This window comes from Methanoregula sp., from assembly GCF_049690535.1.
Taxonomy (GTDB): Archaea; Halobacteriota; Methanomicrobia; order Methanomicrobiales; family Methanospirillaceae; genus Methanoregula.
The window spans coordinates 1-2,493 of the sequence record NZ_JBAVMX010000132.1 but is presented as its reverse complement, the minus strand read 5'-3'; the positions used below and the strand labels follow the sequence as shown (position 1 = coordinate 2,493).

The window sequence follows — 2,493 nt, the reverse complement described above, 5'->3', positions numbered from 1 at the left end:
ACAATCCGGATGTCAAGATTGCACAGGCAAACAACGCTCTTGCGATGAATACCGTGATGGACGCGCTCGCGGCAGCGGGAGTTCCAAACGACCAGATGAAGACCACGGACTATACGATCACGCCGGTCTACCAGGACAACAACAACGGGATCCTCTCCAGCAATGTCAAGACGTACCAGGTGACAAATGCACTCCAGGTAACGCTCAAGGATACCAATATGACCGGCCAGATCATTGACACGGCCGTAACCGCAGGCGCAAACCAGGTGAACTCCATCCAGTTCATGCTCTCCGATGAACAGGCGCAGGTGCTCCGGAGCCAGGCGCTTGCCAAGGCGATCGCAAATGCGAGATCCGATGCAGATACGGCAGCCGCTGCCCTCAATGTCACCATCACCGGAACCCAGACTGCAGATATCAGCCAGGGATACACACCGGTCGTCTACAGTAATTACGACGCCCAGTCGTTCTCATCAACAAAAGCGGCAGCAGTTCCGACACCCATCCAGTCCGGGGACATTACCGTTTCCGCCCAGGTATCTGTCACTTACACGATCAGCTGATCGTACATCAGCATATCTCCAAATTTTTTTTACAAACTTTTTTACCCAAGCAGCGTGTGATTATTTCCTGAGCCAGCGTACACGTATCCGGCCCATCGGATCAGCATATATCCAAGTATCGAATATCAGGAAAATTTCGGATAGAATAGGATTGATTTTGAAATGGAGCGTAATATCGGCTTTAAAGAGCGAAGGTACATTGAAGAGCTGCGGATTCTTACCCGGTCAACAGCCCTTGACTGTGTGATCGATGACCGGTTCGACCGGGTGATCTACGTGATCCGGCAGGGTGACATGGGACTTGCGATAGGGAAGAAAGGCGACAATATAAAACGGCTCCAGAACGTTCTCGGCCGGCGCATTGAGATGGTGGAGTATGCCGAGCAGCCGGATGCATTCATTGCCAATATCTTCAAGCCGGCCGAAGTGAAGGGGATCGAGCGCGGTGCCGGGGACGGCCCGGTCAACGTATTCGTCAACAAGAAAAGTGATCTCGGCATCGCAATTGGAAAGGCCGGCTGCAATATCGAGAAAGCGCGCATCCTGTGCCGGCGCTTCTGCGGCCTTGAGATCGGGGAAGTCCTGCTCGGACAGGAGGAAGCATGAGTCCTGAAGGAAACGGCCCGGTCGATCCCCGGGTGATCCGGGAGCTCTGGGAGGTCATCTGTGAGCGGGCGGCCCACCCCACGGAAGGTTCGTACACAAGCCGGCTTTTAACGGACAAAAAAGGGATCGACAAGGTACTCGAGAAGGTCGGCGAGGAGTCCACCGAGTTTATCCTTGCCGTCAAGAACGGGGTGCCGGAGAGGACAGCCGAGGAAGCGGCGGATCTCTTCTTCCACATCCTTGTCGCGCTCCGCGCCGCAGACGTCGATTTACAGGACGTTATCGATGAGCTTGAGCGCCGGCGCAAATAAGTAAAAAGTTTTTTTTAGAGATCCCCGCGCCTCTTCTTATTTCTGCAGGAACTCGGAGAGATCGACCATTTCCGGGATGCCCTCTCCCTGTTCTGCGGCCGCAAGCAGTTCTTCATCGACAAAGATGGGGGCACCGGCACGCAGGGCGACCGCGATCCCGTCGCTCGGGCGGCAGTCGAGACACTCTTCGCGACCGTCCGCTGCAAGGACGAGTTGTGCAAAATACACGCCTTCGTCGGCACTGTCTATCTGGAGGTGATGGACACCAATCGAAAAACGCTCCATGAGATCCAGGAACAGGTCGTGCGTGAGCGGCCGGGGCGGTACCACGTTATTCTGTGCGTTGTTGATGGAGACCGCTTCCCAGAGCCCGACAAAGATTGGCATAAGGCGCCCGGTGCCATCGGTCAGCACCACTACCGGTACGGTGGCCGCATCGTTTATAGCCACAAACACACCCCTGACCTGGCACCTGACCTGCTGCATGTCCGTGCAGGAGACATTACCCTGCCGTATGATAAGAGTTGAGGTCTGCGTGGCAGGACCGTGTCGACCGGGCCATTACTGGTTACCGGACTCGCGCCTGACGATGATGAGGCTCGATATGATGCCGAGGGCGATATTGAAGTAGTAGAGTACGATCCGCCAGATGACAACGAAAATCCCGACGATGGAGGCCGGGATAAAGAGGGCGTACATGGAGGTTGCCCCGACCTCGGCGATACCGGAACTGCCCGGTGTCAGGGGTATCATCATTAAGATGGCAAGGATGAGCTGGATCACAAATGACTCAAAGAAGAGCGGCGGCTGTCCTAGGCCCATGAGGATCAGGGAGGCGGTCACGATCTCCGAGACCCAGTAGAGCAGGGTAAAGACCATCCCCCAGGCAAGGCCGGATTTTGCCGTCCTGACAAATTTGAGCACGGCGGCATGGAAATTTACGATCTCTTTTTCTATACGGTCGAGCAGTTCCGCGACCCGTGCCGGTTCCCATTTGCGGGTAAAGAAGCGCG

At 55.6% G+C, this 2,493-nt stretch carries 5 protein-coding genes; 3 read left to right on the top strand and 2 right to left on the bottom strand.

Going from position 1 to position 2,493, the window contains the following annotated elements; genetic code table 11:
* The 3 genes from WCE46_RS10565 to hisE all read left to right on the top strand — a co-directional run.
* Nucleotides 1-563: SIMPL domain-containing protein (locus tag WCE46_RS10565; RefSeq protein WP_424733685.1), on the top strand; the 563-nt coding region annotated here is incomplete at its 5' end.
* Between the two features lie 162 nt (nucleotides 564-725).
* A complete protein-coding gene (locus WCE46_RS10560; RefSeq protein WP_424733684.1) occupies nucleotides 726-1,169 on the top strand; it encodes a NusA-like transcription termination signal-binding factor in 444 nt (147 codons plus the stop codon).
* Entirely contained in the window at nucleotides 1,166-1,480 is a 315-nt protein-coding gene (hisE, locus tag WCE46_RS10555) for a phosphoribosyl-ATP diphosphatase (protein ID WP_424733683.1), read from the top strand. The genes WCE46_RS10560 and hisE overlap by 4 nt, the downstream gene beginning before the upstream one ends.
* A gap of 36 nt (nucleotides 1,481-1,516) precedes the next feature.
* Here hisE and WCE46_RS10550 read toward each other — a convergent pair whose 3' ends face one another.
* Nucleotides 1,517-1,966, bottom strand: a complete 450-nt coding sequence (locus WCE46_RS10550; RefSeq protein ID WP_424733682.1) for a bifunctional nuclease family protein — start codon at nucleotides 1,964-1,966, stop codon at nucleotides 1,517-1,519.
* A gap of 75 nt (nucleotides 1,967-2,041) precedes the next feature.
* The coding region (locus WCE46_RS10545) for a flippase-like domain-containing protein (RefSeq protein ID WP_424733681.1) at nucleotides 2,042-2,493 on the bottom strand (452 nt) is incomplete at its 5' end.

Excerpts from the sequence above, each read along its gene's own strand:
- WCE46_RS10560 (WP_424733684.1), top strand. The coding sequence starts at position 726 with ATGGAGCGTAATATCGGCTTTAAAGAGCGAAGGTACATTGAAGAGCTG.
- hisE (WP_424733683.1), top strand. The coding sequence starts at position 1,166 with ATGAGTCCTGAAGGAAACGGCCCGGTCGATCCCCGGGTGATCCGGGAG.
- WCE46_RS10550 (WP_424733682.1), bottom strand. The coding sequence starts at position 1,966 with ATGCAGCAGGTCAGGTGCCAGGTCAGGGGTGTGTTTGTGGCTATAAAC.